Genomic DNA, 17,633 nt, shown 5'->3' with positions numbered 1-17,633 from the left:
CCTCGAGGAGAGGCAGGGCGACGGGACAGGAGGGGCCGCGACCTCGAGCGCGCCAGCGCTCAAATATTCACGCCGTAGTCTCTGGCGATGCCGGCCAGGCCGGAGGCGTAGCCCTGGCCGATGGCGCGGAATTTCCACTCGTTGTTGTGGCGGTAGAGCTCGCCGAAGACCATGGCGGTCTCGGTGGAGGCGTCTTCGGAGAGGTCGTAGCGGGCCAGTTCGACACCGGTGATCGCGTCGGTGACGCGAATGTAGGCGTTGCGGATCTGGCCGAAGGACTGGCCGCGGGCCTGGGCGTCGTGGATCGAGACCGGGAAGAAGATGTTGGTGATCGTCGGCGGCGTGGCCGCCAGGTCGACGTTGATCACCTCGTCGTCGCCGTCGCCGGCGCCGGTCAAATTGTCACCGGTGTGCTCGATGGTGCCTTCCGGCGAGCGCAGGTTGTTGTAGAAGACGAAGTGCTGGTCGGAAAGCACCTTCAGGTTGGCGCCGGTCGCCAGCGCGCTGGCGTCGAGATCGTGGTCGGCGCCGGTCGTGGTGCGCACGTCCCAGCCCAGACCAACCGCGACCTTGGTGAGGTTGTCGGTCTGCTTCGACAGCGAGACATTGCCGCCCTTGGCGAGTGTGACGCTCATGGAAACCCTTCTATCTGATGATGTGTGTCAGTCCTCGGCCCAGGTCCGCAACGTCTCGACCCGGCCTTCCAGCGCGCGCAGTTCGGTCTCGTCGAGCACGGTGCGCTGGATGCCCCGATCCACCGCGAAAGCCGACTGGCGATGGTCGTCGATCACCTCGACGTCGAGTTGCACGGCGGTGTAGTCCTCGGCCGAGGGCATCTGCTCGGCGATCACCTTCGCCCGCCCGCGCGCGCACAGCGCGACATTGCCGCCGCCCAGGATCAGCAGGGCCACCTCCGGCCGCGCCCGCAACCGGGCCAGCGAACCGCGATCGGACTTCAGGCTGATCAGGATCCGGCGGTCGCCCGCGCGCACCGGCCACGAGACGGGAATCGCGTGCGGCGCCGGATCGGTCGTGACCAGCACGGCGATCGTCTCCTGCGGCCATACCGGCAACACGTCGAGCTCGGGGTGATCGGTCATGTAGTCCTGCCCTGCCGGATCGACTTCTGTTGCCATCTACCTCACCTCGACGATCGTCGGACACCGCTGCGCCCACCGCGGACGGCGAGCCACCCCCGAGTCTAAATCGGTGTGCCCCTTGCTCGCTGGCTCGCGCCGGATTGTCCGGCAGATCTCAGCAACGTCTCAGCCGCCACCTGCGCGAACGATCCGATTAGCTGACCGATAACTCGTGCGGCCAGAACGCGCGCCACTGCGCCGCCGTCAGCGCGGCCCGCTCGCCCCGCGCGGCTTCGGCCGCGTCCTCGGCGGCCCGGATCGCGGCGGCGAAATCGATGGTGGCCTTGCGCAGCCGCTCCTCGGCGGAATCGGGCCCGCCGAGCTCGACCACCCGCAGCGCGCGCGGCACCAGATCGTCGGGCAGGCCCGCTCTGGCGCTGCGCGAGCGCACCTTCTCGGCCAGGGCCAGCGCGGGCTGGGCCATCGCGATCCCGTCGAGGCAGGAACGCCGCGACTTCTCCGCGGATTTGCGTTCCTCCCAGGCCTTTTCCTGCGCGGCGATCTTGTCGGCGACCGAGGTGCCCGCGGGCAGGTCGGCATCGATCAGGTGCGGGCTGCGGTGCACGAGCTTGCCCACCAGCGTCGCCGCCACCTCGTCGACGGTGAATTCGCCCGCGGCCTCGGCGATCCGGGAGTGGAACAGCACCTGCAGCAGCAGGTCGCCGAGTTCCTCCTTGATCGTCTCGTAGTCGCCCGTCTGGATCGCGTCGAGCAGCTCGTAGGTCTCCTCGAGCAGGTACGGGCGCAGCGAGTCGTGGGTCTGGGTGGTCTCCCAGCCGCCGAAATGCCACAGCCGGTCCATCACCTCGACCGCGCCTGCCAGGCCGGCCGCGACCACCGCGGCGTCGGCCGCCTCCTGCGCGCGGACCTCGCCGCCCATCAGACCGGAGTCGCTTCGGTCGGCACCGAGAGATCCACCATGCCTTGGGGTTTGCCGTCCAGCGCGAGCAGCAGATCGGCGACGAACTGCAGCACGGCCACATCGCGCACCCGGTCGGCGCCGACGCTGTCGGTGATCCGGGGCAGCGGCAGCTGCACCAGGCCGCTGGCCGCGCGGTAGGTGGCGCTCGGGTAGAGCCGCTTGAGCCGGAGCTGTTTGGAATCGGGCAGCGTCAGCGGCGCGATCTTGAGTGTTGTTCCGGTGACCACGATCTCGGACACGTCGTAGGCGCGGGCCAGCAGCCGCAGCTTGGCGACCGAGACGAGCCTGCCGACCTCCACCGGCAGCGGGCCGTACCGGTCGACGAGTTCCTCCACCACCGCGGCCAGCGCCGCGTCGTCCTGGGCGGCGGCGAGCTTGCGGTAGGCCTCGAGCCGCAGCCGGTCGCTGGCGACGTAGTCGGGCGGGATGTGCGCGTCCACCGGCAGGTCGATGCGCACCTCCTTGGTCTCCTCGGTGACGATCGGCTTGCCGTCGGCGGCCGCGCGATAGGCCTCCACGGCCTCGCCGACCAGCCGCACGTACAGGTCGAAGCCGACGCCGGCGACGTGACCGGACTGCTCGGCGCCGAGCACGTTGCCCGCGCCGCGGATCTCGAGGTCCTTCATGGCCACGGCCATGCCCGCGCCCAGATCCGAGTTCTGCGCGATGGTGGCGAGCCGGTCGTAGGCGGTCTCGGTCAGGGGCTTCTCCGGCGGGTACAGGAAGTAGGCGTAGCCGCGCTCGCGGGAGCGCCCGACGCGGCCACGCAGCTGGTGCAGCTGCGACAGGCCCAGGGAGTCGGCGCGTTCCACGATCAGGGTGTTGGCGTTGGAGATGTCGAGGCCGGTCTCGATGATCGTGGTGCAGACCAGCACGTCGTATTCGCGCTCCCAGAAGCCCTGCACGGTGCGCTCGAGCTGGTCCTCGTTCATCTGCCCGTGCGCGACGACGACCCTGGCCTCGGGCACCAGCTCGCGAATCTTCTTGGCCGCCTTGTCGATCGAGGAGACCCGGTTGTGCACGTAGAAGACCTGGCCGTCGCGCATCAGCTCGCGACGGATGGCGGCGGTGACCTGCTTGTCGTTGTAGGCGCCGACGTAGGTGAGCACCGGGTGCCGTTCCTCCGGCGGGGTCAGGATGGTCGACATCTCGCGGATGCCCGCCAGGCTCATCTCCAGGGTGCGCGGGATCGGGGTGGCCGACATGGTGAGCACGTCGACGTGGGTGCGCAGCGCCTTGATGTGCTCCTTGTGCTCGACACCGAAGCGCTGTTCCTCGTCGACGATGACCAGACCCAGGTCCTTCCAGCGCACGCCGGTCTGCAGCAGCCGGTGGGTGCCGACCACGATGTCGACCTCACCGTCGGCCATCCCGGCCAGGATCTCCTTGGACTCGGCGGCGTCGGTGAAGCGCGACAGGCCCTTCACCTTCACCGGGAACCCGGCGACCCGTTCGGTGAAGGTCTGCAGGTGCTGCTGGGCCAGCAGCGTCGTCGGCACCAGCACGACGACCTGCTTGCCGTCCTGGACCGCCTTGAACGCGGCGCGCACGGCGATCTCGGTCTTGCCGTAGCCGACGTCACCACACACCACGCGGTCCATCGGGACCGCCTTCTCCATGTCGGCCTTGACGTCGGTGATGGCGGTCATCTGATCGACGGTCTCGGTGAACGCGAACGCGTCCTCCATCTCCTGCTGCCACGGCGTGTCCGGGGCGAAGGCGTGCCCGGGCGCGGCCTGCCGCGCCGCGTAGAGCTGCACCAGCTCGCCCGCGATCTCGCGAACGGCCTTGCGCGCCTTGCGTTTCGTGTTCGCCCAGTCCGACCCGCCGAGCTTGGACAGGCTGGGCAGTTCGCCGCCGACGTAGCGGGAGAGCTGATCGAGCGACTCCATCGGCACGAACAGCCGGTCGCCGGGCTGGCCGCGCTTGCTGGGCGCGTACTCGATGACCAGGTACTCGCGCCGGGCCCCGCCGATGGTGCGCTCGATCATCTCGACGAAGCGGCCGATGCCGTGCTGGTCGTGCACCACCATGTCGCCGGCCGACAGCGCCAGCGGGTCGACCTGGTTGCGGCGCTTGGCGGGCAGCCGCTTGCCCTCGGTGGGCGCGGTGACCCGGTTGCCGGTGAGGTCGGACTCGGCGACGACGACCAGGCCCGCGTCGTCGAATATCAGGCCGTCGTGCAGCGAGCCGCACAGCACCCCGACCACGCCCGCGTCCGGCACCGCGCCCGCCGCCAGCGCGGTCGCGGGCACCTCGGCGTCGGCGAGGCGTTCCAGAATGCGTTGCGCCGTCCCGTGTCCGGTGACCACGACGACGGCACGACCGCCGGTGGCGACGTGCGCGCGCAGCGAGGCGAAGATGGTGGCGACCAGTTCCTCGGACCCGCGTGCGGTCGGACCGGCCAGCACGGGCAGGTTCACCTCGACCGGATCACCGGAGCTGAGCGGGCTCAGCGACCACCACGGCAGCCCGAGTTCGTCGGCGCTGGTGTGCAATTCCGGCAGGCTGCGGTAGCCGGAGGCGGCCAGATCCAGACCGTGCGCGCCCAACGGCGCGTCGCTGCCGAACGAGGCGGCGGTCCAGGAGGCTTCGAGGAATTCCTCGCCGGTGCGTACGAGATCGGCGGCGCGGGTGCGGATCTTCTCCGGATCGCACAGCAGCAGGTGGGTGCCCGCGGGCAGGGCCTCGGTGAGCAGGCTCAGCTTGCCGGGCGCGAGGACCGGCAGCAGCGCCTCCATGCCGTCGACCGGGATACCCTCGGCGATCTTGTCGAGCATTTCGACCAGGGCGGCGTCGGCGGCGTTGTCGACCGCCACGGCGGCGGCGCGTTCCCGCACCGGCGCGGTGAGCAGCAGCTCCCGGCACGGCGGCGCGACCACGGTGTCGACGGTGTGCTCGCCCAGCGAGCGCTGGTCGGCGACCGAGAACGGGCGCAGCTCGGTGATCTCGTCGCCCCAGAACTCCACGCGCACCGGATGATCGGCGGTCGGCGGGAACAGGTCGAGGATGCCGCCGCGCACCGCGAACTCGCCGCGCTTGCCGACCATGTCGACCCGGGTGTAGGCGAATTCGACCAGGCGGGTGAGCAATTCGTCGAAGTCGTAGTCGGCGCCGGTGCGCAGCACGATCGGTTCGATGTCGCCCAGGCCCGCCGTCATCGGCTGCATCAGCGAGCGCACGGTGGTCACGACGACGCGCAGCGGCTCCGGATACACCGGGTCCTCGGGGTGGGCCAGCCTGCGCAGCACCTCGAGCCTGCGGCCGACGGTGTCGGGGCCGGGCGAGAGCCGCTCGTGCGGCAGCGTCTCCCAGGACGGGAACATGGCCACCGAGGGCCCGAGCATCTCGGCCAGCTCGACGGTGAGGTCGTCGGCCTCGCGCCCGGTGGCGGTGACCACCACCAGCGGCTGCTGGGCCGCGATCGTCGCGGCGACGAACGGCCGCACGGCCGACGGGGCGACCAGTTCCACCCCGGACTTGCCGACCAGGTCGGCAACCGTCCGCAGCGCGGCGTCACCCCCAGCCGCCTCGGCCAGACCGGCGAGCGGAGGACGAAGGGAGGACATGAACGCTCCTGAATACGCAGACGGGATGTTCCGCGTCGAGTCTAATCACCGGCCCCGACACCGTCGGCGCACGCCTCCTGACCGGCGCCGGTGCGGTCCGGGGGCACATCCGACGAGGCGTTTTCCGCCGCGCGGGCGTACCGTCGAGATCGTGAGTCTGGCTCAGCGGGAACGCCACGCCCTGGTGGCGACAATGATCGAAGCGGGGCCGTCGGCGCCGACCCTGTGCGGTACGTGGACGGTGCACGACCTGGCCGCCCACCTGGTGGTCCGGGAGCGCAGGCCCGACGCCTCCCTCGGCATCCTGATCCGGCCGCTGGCCGGCTACCTGGACGCGACCCAGGACAAGATCGCGCAGCGGCCGTTCGCCGAACTGGCCGAGCTGGTGCGCACCGGGCCGCCGTGGTGGTCGCCGCTGCGCCCGGTCGACGCGTTCGCCAACCTGTCCGAGATGTTCGTCCACCACGAGGACGTCCGCCGGGCCGAACCCGGTTGGACGCCACGGGAATTCGTGGCCTCCGACGAGGCGCGGCTGTGGTCGGCGCTACGCATGGTGGCGCGCACCGCCTACCGCAAGTCGCCGGTCGCCGTGGTGCTCGCGACGCCGGACGGCGACCGGGTGACCGCGCATCGCGCGGCGGGCACCGAGGTCGTGCTCACCGGCAAGCCGTCGGAGCTGCTGCTGCACGCGTTCGGGCGCGACGAGGTCAGGATCGAGACCACCGGCGCCGAGGCCGACGTGCGGGCGGTGCTCGGCACCGACCGCAGCGTCTAGGCCACCGGCTAGAGCACGTAGCGACGCAGGCGGCGGGCGGCGAACTCGCGGAAGTACGACAACTTCTCCGTCGGCACGATCGAGGGCAGCAGGAAGTACCAGGCGCGTTCCATCCTGGACGCCATCTGATCCATCGACTCGGTTCCGACCGCGACGATGTGCACGCCCGCCGTCAGCTCGTGCAGCAGCAGCCCGACCACCTCGGGATCGAGGTCGGCGTGCAGGTCGCCCTGGGCGATGGCCCGCTCGGCCAGCACCCGGTAGGTCTCACTCCAGACCTTGGCGATGTTGTCGCCCTGGGCGCCGCGATAGTCGCCGATCTGGTGGGTGAGCTTGAGCATCGCCCCCACCATCGGATCGTTCATCGACAGATCGGCCACCACGTAGGTGATGCCGATGCACGCCTCCAGCGCGGGCACCCGGGAATCGAAGAATCCCTGGCACGAACCGACCAGGCGCTCGTTGCCCTGATCGACCACCGCCCTGGCCAGCTCCTCCTTGGAGCCGAAGTGAAAGTACAAGGCGCCCTTGGTCACATTGGACTGCGCGATGATTTCGCTGAGGCTCGCGTTGGCGTAGCCCAAACGGAGAAAGACATCGGCAGCGCCAGCAAGGACGGAGTCGCGGGTGATCTCCGCGCGCGCTTGCCTAGCCATCAGATCCGCCTGTCATCCAATAATCCAGCCATCCTGAAGTAGACCGACATCCCGAAGTTTGATCGACTTACCGCCCGGCAGCACCCAAAAGGATGGGTGAACCGTACCACCAGGCGGCTACGCGGCAGCCGAATCCTGGATTCGCTGTGGCCGCGGGCGCTATCGTCCGGTTACCCCGCCGATCCGCCTGCCTGTCCCGTATTCCATTCGGAGCTGAGCCCCGGTTCGGCTTCCAAGTGGCTCAATCCGTTCCAGCACAGGTTGACCAGATGGGCCGCGACCACTTCTTTCGAAGGCGTGCGCTCGTCGAGCCACCAGGTCGCCGCGGTCGAGACCATACCGACGAGCGCCTGCGCGTAGAGCGGAGCCAGGCTCGGGTCCAGATCGCGCCGCGCGAAATCACCGGCGAGCAGATGCGCGACCTGGTTGACCGCCTCGTTGAGCAGGCTCGAGTAGCGACCGTCGGCGTTCACGGCGGGCTGGTCGCGCACCAGGATCCGGAACCCGTCGGTGCGCTCCTCGATGTAGGCCAGCAGGGCCAGCGCCACCTGTTCGAGCCGGACCCGCGAGCGGTTCTGGGTCAGCGAGGAGGTGATCATGTCCAGCAGCATCGACATCTCGCGGTCGACCACGACCGCGTAGAGCCCTTCCTTGCCACCGAAGTGCTCGTAGACCACGGGCTTGGACACCTGGGCACGCTGGGCGATCTCCTCGATCGATGTCGCGTCATATCCCCGCTCGGCGAACAACGCGCGACCGATCTCGATCAGCTGCTGCCGTCGTTGCGTACCGGTCATCCTCGGTCTACTGGGCCGCCCCGCATCACTCACCAGATCCCGCCTCTCCTACCGCCCGACAGTCCCCCCAACTGTCTCAGACCGCCCCACCCGTCCACAGACCCCACCCCGCCCGCCGACCAACTGATTTCGCGAGCACAGGGGTAACTCACCGGGGACGGGCCGACCTGCCACCTCGGCAAGGCTTGCCGCGTTCACGACTCACCCCGCACCTAGGTCCGGCCAAAATTTACGGAGAGGCGGAACTGTGCGAGGATCATGGCCGTGCCGTAGCACAGTGGTGGGCTCTCACGGCCCACTGGTGTGGCGATCCGCCGTAGTGTAATGGCAGCACCTCTGATTTTGGTTCAGATAGTTCAGGTTCGAGTCCTGGCGGCGGAGCACACGGACACAGTGACGTATCGTCGGCCCGCACCATCACCGACCGAACCCGCCACAGCACACTCGCTGACAGGCAGCCGAGGGAGATCCATGCCACCGCAGACCGCCGTCGTCGTTCTCGCCGCTGGTGCCGGGACGCGAATGCGGTCGAAGACCCCGAAAGTGCTGCACCCATTGGCCGGTCGGTCGATGCTCTCGCACGCGCTGCACGCCGCCGACGAGATCGACCCGACCCACCTGATCACCGTGGTCGGCCACGACCGCGACAAGGTCGGCGCCGCCGTCGCCGAGGTGGGCAAGGAGCTCGGCCGCGAGATCGTCTGCGCGGTACAGGAGGAGCAGCTCGGTACCGGCCACGCGGTGCAGTGCGCACTGGACTCGGTGCCGACGGACTTCGACGGCGACCTGCTCGTCACCTCGGCCGACGTCCCGCTGCTGGACGGGCACACCCTCGCCGCGCTGCTCGACGAGCACCGCAGCTACGCCGAACGCCCGGCGGTCACCGTGCTGACCTTCGTCCCCGACGACGCCAACGGCTACGGCCGGATCGTGCGCGACGCCGACGGCCAGGTCGCCGAGATCGTCGAGCACGCCGACGCCACCCCGGAACAGACCAAGATCAAAGAGGTCAACTCCGGCGTCTACGCCTTCGACGCCTCGGTGCTGCGCACCATGATCGGGCGGCTGTCCACCGCCAACGCCCAGCACGAGCTCTACCTCACCGACGTGCTGCGCCTGGCCCGCGAGGCTGGGCACCCGGTGCACGGCGCGCGCCTGGTCGACGCGAACAAGGTCACCGGGGTCAACGACCGGGTGCAGCTCTCGCAGGCGGGCGCCACCCTCAACCGCTACATCCTCGAACGGCACATGCGGGCCGGCGTGACGATCATCGATCCGGCGACGACCTGGGTCGACGCCGGCGTGCGGATCGGGCGCGACGCCGTGCTGCGGCCGGGCACCCAGCTCTTCGGCGAGACCCACATCGGCGAGGACGCCGAGATCGGGCCGGACACCACGCTGACCGACGTCGTCGTCGGCGCGGGCGCGAGTGTGGTCCGTTCCCATGGTGAGCGCGCCGAGATCGGCGACAGCGCGACCATCGGTCCCTTCAGCTACCTGCGGCCGGGCACCGTCGTCGGCGAGCGGGGCAAGCTCGGCGCCTTCGTCGAAACCAAGAACGCCTCGATCGGAGCGCACTCGAAGGTGCCGCACCTGACCTACGTCGGTGACGCGACCATCGGCGAGTACAGCAACATCGGCGCTTCCAGCGTTTTCGTGAACTATGACGGCGTCAACAAACACCACACTGTGGTCGGTTCCCATGTGCGGACCGGTAGCGACACCATGTTCATCGCTCCCGTCACCGTGGGTGACGGCGCCTATACGGGAGCGGGTACTGTGCTGCGTAGAAGCGTTCCACCGGGGGCACTTGCGGTGTCGGGTGGACCACAGCGCATCATTGAGAACTGGGTGCAGCGTTACCGTCCAGGAACCGCTGCGGCGCGCGCGGCGGCGGATGCCATCGCGGCAAACGAGACGTCTGATCAGACAATCGAGCAAAAGGATGGCAACCAGCAGTGACCGCGTTCTCGATCGACAACCAGAAGAACTTGATGCTCTTCGCCGGCCGGTCACATCCTGAGCTGGCCGAGCAGGTCGCCAAGGAACTGGACGTCGACATCACGCCGCAGACCGCGCGCGACTTCGCCAACGGCGAGATCTTCGTGCGGTTCGAGGAGTCGGTGCGCGGTTCCGACGCCTTCGTGCTGCAGAGCTTCCCGGCCCCGCTGAACCAGTGGCTGATGGAACAGCTCATCATGATCGACGCGCTCAAGCGCGGCTCGGCCAAGCGGATCACCGCGGTGCTGCCGTTCTACCCGTACGCCCGCCAGGACAAGAAGCACCGCGGCCGCGAGCCGATCTCGGCCCGCCTCGTCGCCGACCTGCTCAAGACCGCGGGCGCCGACCGCATCATCACCGTCGACCTGCACACCGACCAGATCCAGGGCTTCTTCGACGGCCCCGTCGATCACATGCACGCGCTGGTGCAGCTCTCGGAGTACATCCGCACCAACTACCCGTCCGACAACCTGGCCGTGGTCTCGCCCGACGCGGGCCGCGTGAAGGTCGCCGAGAAGTGGGCCGACTCGCTCGGCGGCACCCCGCTGGCGTTCATCCACAAGACCCGCGACCCGCTGGTGCCCAACCAGGTGAAGTCCAACCGCGTCGTCGGTGACGTCGAGGGCCGCACCTGCGTGCTGATCGACGACATGATCGACACCGGTGGCACCATCGCCGGCGCGGTCAAGGTGCTCAAGGAAGCCGGCGCGGGCGATGTCATCATCGCCGCCACCCACGGCGTGCTGAGCGATCCGGCCGCCGAGCGCCTCGCCAACTGCGGCGCCAGGGAAGTCGTCATCACCAACACCCTGCCGATCAGCGAGGACAAGAAGTTCCCCACGCTGACCGTGCTGTCCATCGCGCCGCTGCTGGCCCGCACGATCCGCGAGGTCTTCGAGAACGGCTCGGTCACCGGCCTGTTCAACGGCAACGCCTAGGCTGGTCCGCCTCTCCGCACATTCTGGCCGGACTCAGGTGCGGGGTGAGCTGGGGACGCGGCCAGAATTTCGGAGTGGGGGGTTCGCCCGCACCCGGTGAGTTACCCATGCGCTAGCGAGAGCAGTCGGTGCGCCTTGTCTTCGGACGTGGCGCACCGACTGCTCTTCGGGCATGGTGGGTCCTGTAATGCGGGACGTGGCAGGGGGAACATGAGTACCGAACCGGAAAGGCCGGTCGAGCTGGGTAAGGACCGGGTGGTGCCGCGGGTGCAGGACGCTCCGGCGCCCACCGAGCGGATGTGGAACGACGGCACGCCGCCCGCTGAGTTGCCGCCGCACCCGGACCAGGCAGCCGTTCCGCCCGCCCCGGCACCGCCGCCCGCCCCGGCACCGCCGCACGCCGAGGCGCCGTGGGCCGGGGTCGAGCGGCCCGCGCCGCCGGTGGAGCTGCCGCCGTATCCTCCGCCGCCACCGGTCGCCGGCCCGATGTTCCCGCGCCCGGCGTATCCGCCCGCCGTGGGCTATCCGGGGTATGCCCGGCCCGCTTACGGCCCGCCCCAGCCGCTGACTCCGCGCTACGGCTATGTCGACAGCACGCCCATCTGGTCGATCCTCAGCTTCTGCTGCGTCGCCGCCTCGGTCCTGGGCGGACTGCTGCTGTGCGGGTTGCCCGTGCTGGTCACCGCGCCGACCGGGATCGTGCTCGGCGTCGTCGGCCACGCCAAGGGCGAGCAGATGGGCAAATGGGCGGCGATCGCCAACGGCGCCGTAGCCGCCCTCGCCGTTCTAGTGTTCGTGCTGTTCGTCGCGGCGATCGGCGGATCCTGACCCGCGGCGGGCGATACTGGTATCGGTAGCCGCAGGATCGCCTCACGCCGAGCCGGAAACATCCGCGGAGACCGGGCCGTCGAACCGGGACGACACGTAGGGCAGGCCCCCGGTGTCGTACTCCCGCGAGACCGACGACGCGCCCGCCACGGGCGGGAGACCGACCGCAGACAGCCCGGTGGTCGCCCCGATGTGCTGACCGCGCTGCTTGCCGGAGTGGCCCTCCGGGTGTTCTTCTTCGATGCCGACCTGATCCCCGCACAGAACTGAGACGCACTCCCACCATGGACGCTTTCACTGGTTTTCCGCTGGCGGCCCTCGACTTCTACGAGGACCTGGAAGCCGACAACTCCAAGGCCTTCTGGACCGCGCACAAGCAGACCTACGACGAGGCGGTGCGCGCGCCGATGGCCGCGCTGACCGCTGAGCTGGAGGCGGAGTTCGGGCCCGCCAAGATCTTCCGGCCGTATCGCGACGTCCGGTTCTCCGCCGACAAGGTGCCCTACAAGAACCATCAGGGCGCCGTCGCGGCCACCGCGCCAGGCGTCGGCTGGTACGTGCAGATCGGCGCGGCGGGGCTGTTCGTGGCGGGCGGCTGCTACATGATGTCGCCCGCCGCCCTGGCCACGCTCCGCGCCACCATCGACGACGACGTGCGCGGCGCCGAACTGGAGTCGATCCTGGCCGACGCCACCGCGGCGGGCTTCACCATCGGCGGCGACCGCCTCAAGACCAAACCGAAGGGCTACTCCGCCGACCATCCCCGCATCGAGCTGCTGCGGCACAAGTCGCTGACCGCGCACCGCGAGTTCGGCGCGCCCGACTGGCTGAGCACCCCGGCGGCTGCCGCCGAGATCCGGCGCGCGTGGACCGAGCTGCGGCCGCTGGTCGAATGGTTCACCGGCGTCCTCGAGGGCGTCGCTCACTGACCCGGCGGGCGTGGCACCGGTGACGGACGCCGACCGGAGGCCGATACTGGACCCATGAGCCGTGAACCGCTGGACATGGACATGGGCGACGACGATCAGGCCGACGACATCGTCGAATACGAGCGGTACGTCGAGGACCCGCCGCAGGACTACGTCATCCGCAATCACGAGGCCGACGCCGACGGTTTCCTCGGCATCACCGAGGAAACCGACGAGGAGTGGTCCGAGTCCGGCGCCGAACGCGAGGCCGTCGCCGAGGACGAACGCCCCGCCGAGGTCTCGGCGGTCCGGGTGGTCGGTGACGACGCCGTCGACGGCGACCTCTACGACGACGACGCGATCGACGGCGAGGAGGGCGTCGAACGCGACCTCGAGGGCGACGAGAACCTGACCGACGGCGAGTACCTCGCCGACGAACTCGATCTGTAACTCAGCGTCGTTCGGCCAGCACCAGGGCGAAACGGTTGTCCTGGTCGGTCCAGGTGCGCAGGGTGGCGAAACCGGCGGCGTCGAGTTCGGCACGCAGGCCCTCGGGCCGGAACTTGGCCGAGATCTCGGTGCGCATCTGCTCACCGGCCGCGAAGTCGACGGTCAGGTGCAGGTCGGTGACGGTGGCCGTCATCGCCTCGGTGGCGCGCAGGCGCATCTCGATCCACTCGTTCTCGGCGTCCCACAGCGCGACGTGCTCGAACTTGTCCGGGGCGAAGTCGGCACCGAGGCGGTGGTTGAGCACGTGCAGCACATTGCGGTTGAACTCGGCGGTGACGCCCGCGGCGTCGTCGTAGGCCGGGACCAGGACCGCCGGATCGATCACCAGACCCGCGCCGAGCAATAGCAGTTCCCCGGGTTCGAGGACGTCGTTGATGCCCGCCAGGAACTCGGTCCGTTCGGCGGGTACCAGGTTACCGATGGTGCCGCCGAGGAAAGCGATCATCCGGCGGCCGCCGCGCGGCAGGTTGTGCAAGGTGTCGGTGAAGTCGCTGACGACACCGTGCACGCTCAGCTGCGGGTACTCGGCCGCGATCTCGGCGGCGGCGCCACGCAGGGCCGATGCCGAGACATCCTGCGGGACATAGGTCTTCAGTGACCCTTCGGCGGTGAGCGCGTCCAGCAGCAGCCGGGTCTTGGCAGCCGAGCCGGACCCCAGCTCCACCAGGACCTCGGGACGGGCCGCCGCGGCGATCTCGCCGACGACGCGCGCCAGCAGGGCCCGCTCGGTGCGGGTCGGGTAGTACTCGGGCAGTTCGGTGATCCGCTCGAACAGCTCGCTGCCCCGGGCGTCGTAGAACCACTTGGGCGGCAGCGACTTCGGAGTGGCGGTGAGACCGGCGCGGGCGTCGGTGCGCAAGGCCGCGGTGAGATCGTCGTCGGTGAGATGGATGTCCAGCAGCGGCGCGGTCATGAACGGACCCTTTCGGTGACGGGAAGCTCGAGGGCGGTGACGGTGCAGTGGCCGGGCGTGGCGATCACCAGCTGGTGATCGGCGATCGGCTGCCACCGTGGATCGGCGTCGTACGGTTCGGAACAGAGCACGGTGTAGTCGTCGGCTACCAGGACCGACAGGGCGTGCCAGCAGGTCGTGGCCCACAGCTCGGTCCCGTTGCCGAGCAACAGATTCAGCCGGGCGGTGGGCTGGTGACGCAGGACGGCGGCGACCAGCAGGCGTAGCGCGTCGGCGGGCGAGGTGATCGGGCCGTCGGGGTTGATCGCGCCGAGCAGGCCGCGCAACAGCACCCACAGGGCGGCGGAGTCGGTGAGCGCCTCGGCCCGCAACAGCACCTCGGCGGAACCGAACAGCGGACCTGCGGCGAACAGTTCGTCCAGGTCGGCGCGGACTCGCGCCAGCGTCGTCCGCCACGCGGGGACGACGCCGTTGTGGCTGAAGGCCCAGTGCTCGTCGACGAACGGCGCGCAGGCCGCCCGCTCGACCGGCATGCCCACCGTGGCCGACCGCACGGCGGCGAGCACGGCGCGCGATTCCAGCTGACCGAGCACCTCGACCACCGCCGGGTCGGTCCAGATCGGCGCGGCGTTGCGGTATCGGCTGGCGGCGTCGCGTTCCCCCTCGACGCCGATATCGGCCCGGCGCCACCAGGCCACGCCGAACCCGTCGGCGTTGATGGTGCCGCCCGCCCGCATGTCGGTGGGCGCCCAGGACTGCGTGTACAGCGAATGGGGGCCACGCACGACCAGCTCACCGACCGCGACCGGTGGGCCCACGTAACCCAGATGACGGCACATCAGCAGCCCGCCCCCGGTACGAGCCGGGCATGGCCGGACTCCGGCGGAACCCGCGTCGGTGCGCCGGCCCCAGAACGCGCCGGACACGCGCCCACTGCCGTTCGGCGGGCCGGTTCCGGGCGCCGAACGGTGAAGTCACCGCCGCGCATCAGATCTCGTCCGCTCGCAGGTCGCGGGCCAGCCGGAACCCGGCGAAGATCTGTCTGCGGATCGGGTGGTCCCAGTTGCGGAAGGTGCCGCGGCAGGCGACCTCGTCGGTGCCGAACGAGCCGCCGCGCAGAATCCGGTAGTCGCCGCCGAAGAAGACCTCCGAGTACTCCCGGTACGGGAAGGCGCGGAAGCCCGGGTAGGCCTCGAAGCCCGAGGAGCACCACTCCCAGACGTCACCGATCAGCTGGTGCACGCCGGTCGCCGAGACGCCGGCCGGATAGGCGCCGACCTCGGCGGGTTCCAGGTGCCGCTGGCCGAGGTTGGCCCGGTGCTCGTCGGGGGTGTCCTCGCCCCACGGATAGCGGCGCGAGCCGCCGGTGGCCGGATCGAACCGGGCCGCCTTCTCCCACTCGGCCTCGGTCGGCAGGCGCTTACCCGCCCAGCGCGCGTACGCCTGCGCCTCGAACCAGCACACGTGCACGACCGGCTGCCGCGGCCGGAGCGGGGTGCGCACTCCGAAGGCCACCCGCGTCCACCGGGCGCCGTCGCGCTCCCAGAACTGCGGCGCGACGAGCCCGGCCTCCTGCCGGTGCGCCCAGCCCCGCTCCGACCACAGTTCGGGGCGTTCGTAGCCGCCGTCGTCGATGAACGCCAGGTACTGCTCGTTGGTCACCGGCGCGATGTCGATGGCGAAGCCGGGCACGTGCACCGGATGCGCGGGGCGTTCGTTGTCCAGGGCCCACGGGTCGGCCGAGGTGCCCATCAGGAATTCGCCCCCGGGAACGACCACTTCGCCGGTGACCGGACTCGGCGCGGTGGGCGCGGGCGGTGCCGACAGCACCGGGGCGCCGAGGCGCAGCTGATGGGTGGCGAGCATGGTCTCGTCGTGCTGCTGTTCGTGCTGGGCGATCATGCCGAAGGCGAAACCGTTGTCCACCAGCGGATCACCGGACAGCGCGCTGGAACCCAGCACGTCCCAGACCTTCTCGCGGACGGTGCCGACATAGCCGCGGGCCTGATCGGGATCGAGCAGCGGCAGCGCGGGGCGGTTCGCGCGGGCGTGTTTGAACGCGTCGTAGAGCTCGTCGATGTCGGCCCGGACCGCCTCGCGGCCACCGACATCGCGGACCAGCCAGAGCTCTTCCTGATTGCCGATGTGGGCGAGGTCCCAGACCAGCGGGCTCATCAGCGGCGAATGCTGGGCGATGAGGTCGGCCTCGTCGACGCTGTCGGTGAGAACGGCGGTGCGGCGGCGGGCCCGCTGCAGCACCTCGGCGATCCGCTCGCGCATGCGGTCGCGGTCGCGGTGATCGGCGGGGGCGGAAAGGGTCACGGGATCAACTCCGGAAGGGTGTGGGCGACAACGTCATCGGGCCGGTGGGAGCGGTACCTGTCACGAACCGCCCGACCCGTTGCGCGCACGCGCCACGGTGAGGGGACTGTCGCCGGACCGACATCGGCGCGCGGCCAGGGCCAATTCCTGTGCGGCCGGGGCGGATCGGGCGTGCTGGGCGGCGAGTTCGAGCAGGTCGACCGCGACCCGGCGGACCTGCGGATCGAGCAGGCCGGTGCGGGCCGCGCCAAGCCACTCCCCCGCGGTCGGCGCGGCCAGGGCGGTCGCCTCGGCGACGACCGCGGGCGTGGACAACAGCGCGTCGAACAGGTGGATCGGGGTGGTCCAGGTGTCGCCGGGCTGGGTGTCGAGGTAGCGCACCTCGAGGTGGCCCGCGGCCCGGACCGGCGGGAACAGGGTGGTCAGGTGATAGTCCAGGTCGGCGGTGCCGGGGCGGCGGCCGACCTCGTCGTCGAGCGCGCCCGCCAGCCAGTCGGCGAAGGTGGCGCCGGGCGGCGGTGACCAGTCGGCGTCGTGCTCGGTGCAGCGCACGCACAGCAGCGGCACGTCCAGCGCCCAGTGCGCGTAGGCGGTGATCGGATCGGACCAGTCGGCCACCGGCGGGCGGGTGCGCGAGGGGTCCAGTCGCAGCCAGGTGCGCATGCGCTGGGATGCCCACGCGCCCTGCGGTGCGCCGTAGAGCCGGGGCGAGCAGGCGAAGGCGGCGATCAGTGCCGGTCCGAGGACGTAGAGCGCCGTCCAGCGGGCCCTGACCTCGTCGGGATCGGCGCCCGCATCGACGCTGACCTGGGTGGCCGCGGTATTGCACATCATGAGCGCCCCGAACGGCCCGACGCCGGCGAACCGGCGTTCCATGGCCGCGTAGCGGGGTAGGCAAAGGAGCCGTTCGGCCGGGCGACGAGCGTCGGCGGCGGCCGATTCGATACCGATTCCGTGGGCGGCGAGCAGGTCCCGCAAACGGGCCGCATCAGCCGCCAGCTGCTGCGTCAGCGCCGCCGGATCGGCGAACGGTGCGCTGGATAGTTCTATCTGACCACCGGGTTCGATGGTGACCCTGCTTCCGCCGGGCAGGGGGGCCGCGGCCGAGGCCGGGGCGATCGAGGTGGGTGCGTGGGGCCCGAGGGCCGCTGCCATCAGCTCGAGCGAGGGGCGCGCACCGGTGGGCCCCGCGGTGAGCCACTCCAGTTCCGCACCGATCAGCGCCGGTGGCCCGAGTTTGAAGCAGACCCCGCCGACATAGGCCTCCGCCGCCGCCCTGGACGATAGTTCGCCCTGGTCAGTGGCGGAATCGGGCCACGAAGAACGTTCCAGAGTGACCGCCATGCCAACCTCCG

General features: G+C 70.2%; 16 protein-coding genes and 1 tRNA gene. 7 read left to right on the top strand and 10 right to left on the bottom strand.

The window, feature by feature from the left end; all coding sequences use genetic code 11:
* Positions 1-59 precede the first annotated feature (59 nt).
* From ACIO52_RS03885 to mfd, 4 genes are all read right to left on the bottom strand, one after another.
* The gene (locus tag ACIO52_RS03885) at positions 60-635 is read right to left on the bottom strand and encodes a TerD family protein (protein WP_316576064.1); all 576 of its coding nucleotides are present in this window, start codon (positions 633-635) and stop codon (positions 60-62) included.
* A 27-nt stretch (positions 636-662) separates the two neighbouring features.
* Positions 663-1,136, bottom strand: a complete 474-nt coding sequence (locus ACIO52_RS03880; protein WP_255586644.1) for a hypothetical protein — start codon at positions 1,134-1,136, stop codon at positions 663-665.
* A gap of 157 nt (positions 1,137-1,293) precedes the next feature.
* Complete coding sequence (locus tag ACIO52_RS03875; RefSeq protein ID WP_402641450.1) at positions 1,294-2,019, bottom strand: MazG family protein; 726 nt, start codon at positions 2,017-2,019, stop codon at positions 1,294-1,296.
* Positions 2,019-5,630: a transcription-repair coupling factor gene (gene mfd / locus ACIO52_RS03870; protein ID WP_218716039.1), complete on the bottom strand. Its 3,612-nt coding sequence runs from the start codon at positions 5,628-5,630 to the stop codon at positions 2,019-2,021. Before mfd ends, ACIO52_RS03875 begins: the two co-directional genes overlap by 1 nt.
* A 151-nt stretch (positions 5,631-5,781) precedes the next feature.
* Here mfd and ACIO52_RS03865 point away from each other — a divergent pair, with 151 nt between their 5' ends.
* Positions 5,782-6,405: a TIGR03085 family metal-binding protein gene (locus ACIO52_RS03865; protein ID WP_218716038.1), complete on the top strand. Its 624-nt coding sequence runs from the start codon at positions 5,782-5,784 to the stop codon at positions 6,403-6,405.
* Positions 6,406-6,413: 8 nt separating this feature from the next.
* Here the strand turns inward: ACIO52_RS03865 and ACIO52_RS03860 are convergent, their stop codons facing one another.
* Together ACIO52_RS03860 and ACIO52_RS03855 are read right to left on the bottom strand one after the other, a co-directional pair.
* On the bottom strand, positions 6,414-7,061 hold the full coding sequence (locus ACIO52_RS03860) for a TetR/AcrR family transcriptional regulator (protein WP_218716037.1): 648 nt from the start codon (positions 7,059-7,061) through the stop codon (positions 6,414-6,416).
* A gap of 170 nt (positions 7,062-7,231) precedes the next feature.
* Positions 7,232-7,858 carry a TetR/AcrR family transcriptional regulator gene (locus tag ACIO52_RS03855; RefSeq protein ID WP_218716036.1) on the bottom strand — a complete coding sequence of 209 codons (627 nt, stop codon included), beginning with the start codon at positions 7,856-7,858 and terminating at the stop codon, positions 7,232-7,234.
* Between the two features lie 310 nt (positions 7,859-8,168).
* Here ACIO52_RS03855 and ACIO52_RS03850 point away from each other — a divergent pair.
* The 6 genes from ACIO52_RS03850 to ACIO52_RS03825 all read left to right on the top strand — a co-directional run bounded on the left by ACIO52_RS03850 (position 8,169) and on the right by ACIO52_RS03825 (position 12,983).
* Positions 8,169-8,239 (top strand) — tRNA-Gln (locus ACIO52_RS03850).
* 90 nt (positions 8,240-8,329) lie between these two features.
* Positions 8,330-9,820 carry a bifunctional UDP-N-acetylglucosamine diphosphorylase/glucosamine-1-phosphate N-acetyltransferase GlmU gene (glmU, locus tag ACIO52_RS03845; RefSeq protein WP_402641445.1) on the top strand — a complete coding sequence of 497 codons (1,491 nt, stop codon included), beginning with the start codon at positions 8,330-8,332 and terminating at the stop codon, positions 9,818-9,820.
* Positions 9,817-10,797, top strand: coding sequence for a ribose-phosphate diphosphokinase (locus ACIO52_RS03840; RefSeq protein ID WP_218716034.1), 981 nt, complete (start codon positions 9,817-9,819; stop codon positions 10,795-10,797). Before glmU ends, ACIO52_RS03840 begins: the two co-directional genes overlap by 4 nt.
* Before the next feature lie 210 nt (positions 10,798-11,007).
* Positions 11,008-11,625, top strand: a complete 618-nt coding sequence (locus ACIO52_RS03835) for a hypothetical protein (RefSeq protein ID WP_402641442.1) — start codon at positions 11,008-11,010, stop codon at positions 11,623-11,625.
* A 284-nt stretch (positions 11,626-11,909) separates the two neighbouring features.
* Entirely contained in the window at positions 11,910-12,554 is a 645-nt protein-coding gene (locus ACIO52_RS03830) for a DUF2461 domain-containing protein (RefSeq protein WP_402641439.1), read from the top strand.
* Positions 12,555-12,608: 54 nt separating this feature from the next.
* The gene (locus ACIO52_RS03825) at positions 12,609-12,983 is read left to right on the top strand and encodes a hypothetical protein (protein WP_316576069.1); all 375 of its coding nucleotides are present in this window, start codon (positions 12,609-12,611) and stop codon (positions 12,981-12,983) included.
* A gap of 1 nt (position 12,984) precedes the next feature.
* Here ACIO52_RS03825 and egtD read toward each other — a convergent pair whose 3' ends face one another.
* The 4 genes from egtD to egtA all read right to left on the bottom strand — a co-directional run bounded on the left by egtD (position 12,985) and on the right by egtA (position 17,622).
* Positions 12,985-13,956, bottom strand: coding sequence for an L-histidine N(alpha)-methyltransferase (gene egtD / locus ACIO52_RS03820; protein WP_218717229.1), 972 nt, complete (start codon positions 13,954-13,956; stop codon positions 12,985-12,987).
* The gene (egtC, locus tag ACIO52_RS03815) at positions 13,953-14,795 is read right to left on the bottom strand and encodes an ergothioneine biosynthesis protein EgtC (protein ID WP_402641434.1); all 843 of its coding nucleotides are present in this window, start codon (positions 14,793-14,795) and stop codon (positions 13,953-13,955) included. Before egtC ends, egtD begins: the two co-directional genes overlap by 4 nt.
* Positions 14,796-14,943: 148 nt before the next feature.
* A complete protein-coding gene (gene egtB / locus ACIO52_RS03810; RefSeq protein WP_218717236.1) occupies positions 14,944-16,236 on the bottom strand; it encodes an ergothioneine biosynthesis protein EgtB in 1,293 nt (430 codons plus the stop codon).
* 102 nt (positions 16,237-16,338) lie between these two features.
* Complete coding sequence (egtA, locus tag ACIO52_RS03805; RefSeq protein WP_402641431.1) at positions 16,339-17,622, bottom strand: ergothioneine biosynthesis glutamate--cysteine ligase EgtA; 1,284 nt, start codon at positions 17,620-17,622, stop codon at positions 16,339-16,341.
* Positions 17,623-17,633 lie beyond the last annotated feature (11 nt).

The organism is Nocardia sp. NPDC087230, assembly GCF_044744725.1.
Taxonomy (GTDB): Bacteria; Actinomycetota; Actinomycetes; order Mycobacteriales; family Mycobacteriaceae; genus Nocardia; species Nocardia canadensis.
Note: the sequence above shows the minus strand (reverse complement) of the source record. Positions and strands in the feature narration are given on the sequence as shown.

Coding starts and splice junctions, on each gene's coding strand:
- ACIO52_RS03880 (WP_255586644.1), bottom strand. CDS start 1,136: ATGGCAACAGAAGTCGATCCGGCAGGGCAGGACTACATGACCGATCAC.
- egtD (WP_218717229.1), bottom strand. CDS start 13,956: ATGACCGCGCCGCTGCTGGACATCCATCTCACCGACGACGATCTCACC.
- glmU (WP_402641445.1), top strand. CDS start 8,330: ATGCCACCGCAGACCGCCGTCGTCGTTCTCGCCGCTGGTGCCGGGACG.
- egtB (WP_218717236.1), bottom strand. CDS start 16,236: ATGCGCGAGCGGATCGCCGAGGTGCTGCAGCGGGCCCGCCGCCGCACC.
- ACIO52_RS03860 (WP_218716037.1), bottom strand. CDS start 7,061: ATGGCTAGGCAAGCGCGCGCGGAGATCACCCGCGACTCCGTCCTTGCT.
- ACIO52_RS03885 (WP_316576064.1), bottom strand. CDS start 635: ATGAGCGTCACACTCGCCAAGGGCGGCAATGTCTCGCTGTCGAAGCAG.
- mfd (WP_218716039.1), bottom strand. CDS start 5,630: ATGTCCTCCCTTCGTCCTCCGCTCGCCGGTCTGGCCGAGGCGGCTGGG.
- ACIO52_RS03855 (WP_218716036.1), bottom strand. CDS start 7,858: ATGACCGGTACGCAACGACGGCAGCAGCTGATCGAGATCGGTCGCGCG.
- ACIO52_RS03875 (WP_402641450.1), bottom strand. CDS start 2,019: ATGGGCGGCGAGGTCCGCGCGCAGGAGGCGGCCGACGCCGCGGTGGTC.
- ACIO52_RS03825 (WP_316576069.1), top strand. CDS start 12,609: ATGAGCCGTGAACCGCTGGACATGGACATGGGCGACGACGATCAGGCC.
- ACIO52_RS03830 (WP_402641439.1), top strand. CDS start 11,910: ATGGACGCTTTCACTGGTTTTCCGCTGGCGGCCCTCGACTTCTACGAG.
- egtC (WP_402641434.1), bottom strand. CDS start 14,795: ATGTGCCGTCATCTGGGTTACGTGGGCCCACCGGTCGCGGTCGGTGAG.
- ACIO52_RS03835 (WP_402641442.1), top strand. CDS start 11,008: ATGAGTACCGAACCGGAAAGGCCGGTCGAGCTGGGTAAGGACCGGGTG.
- egtA (WP_402641431.1), bottom strand. CDS start 17,622: ATGGCGGTCACTCTGGAACGTTCTTCGTGGCCCGATTCCGCCACTGAC.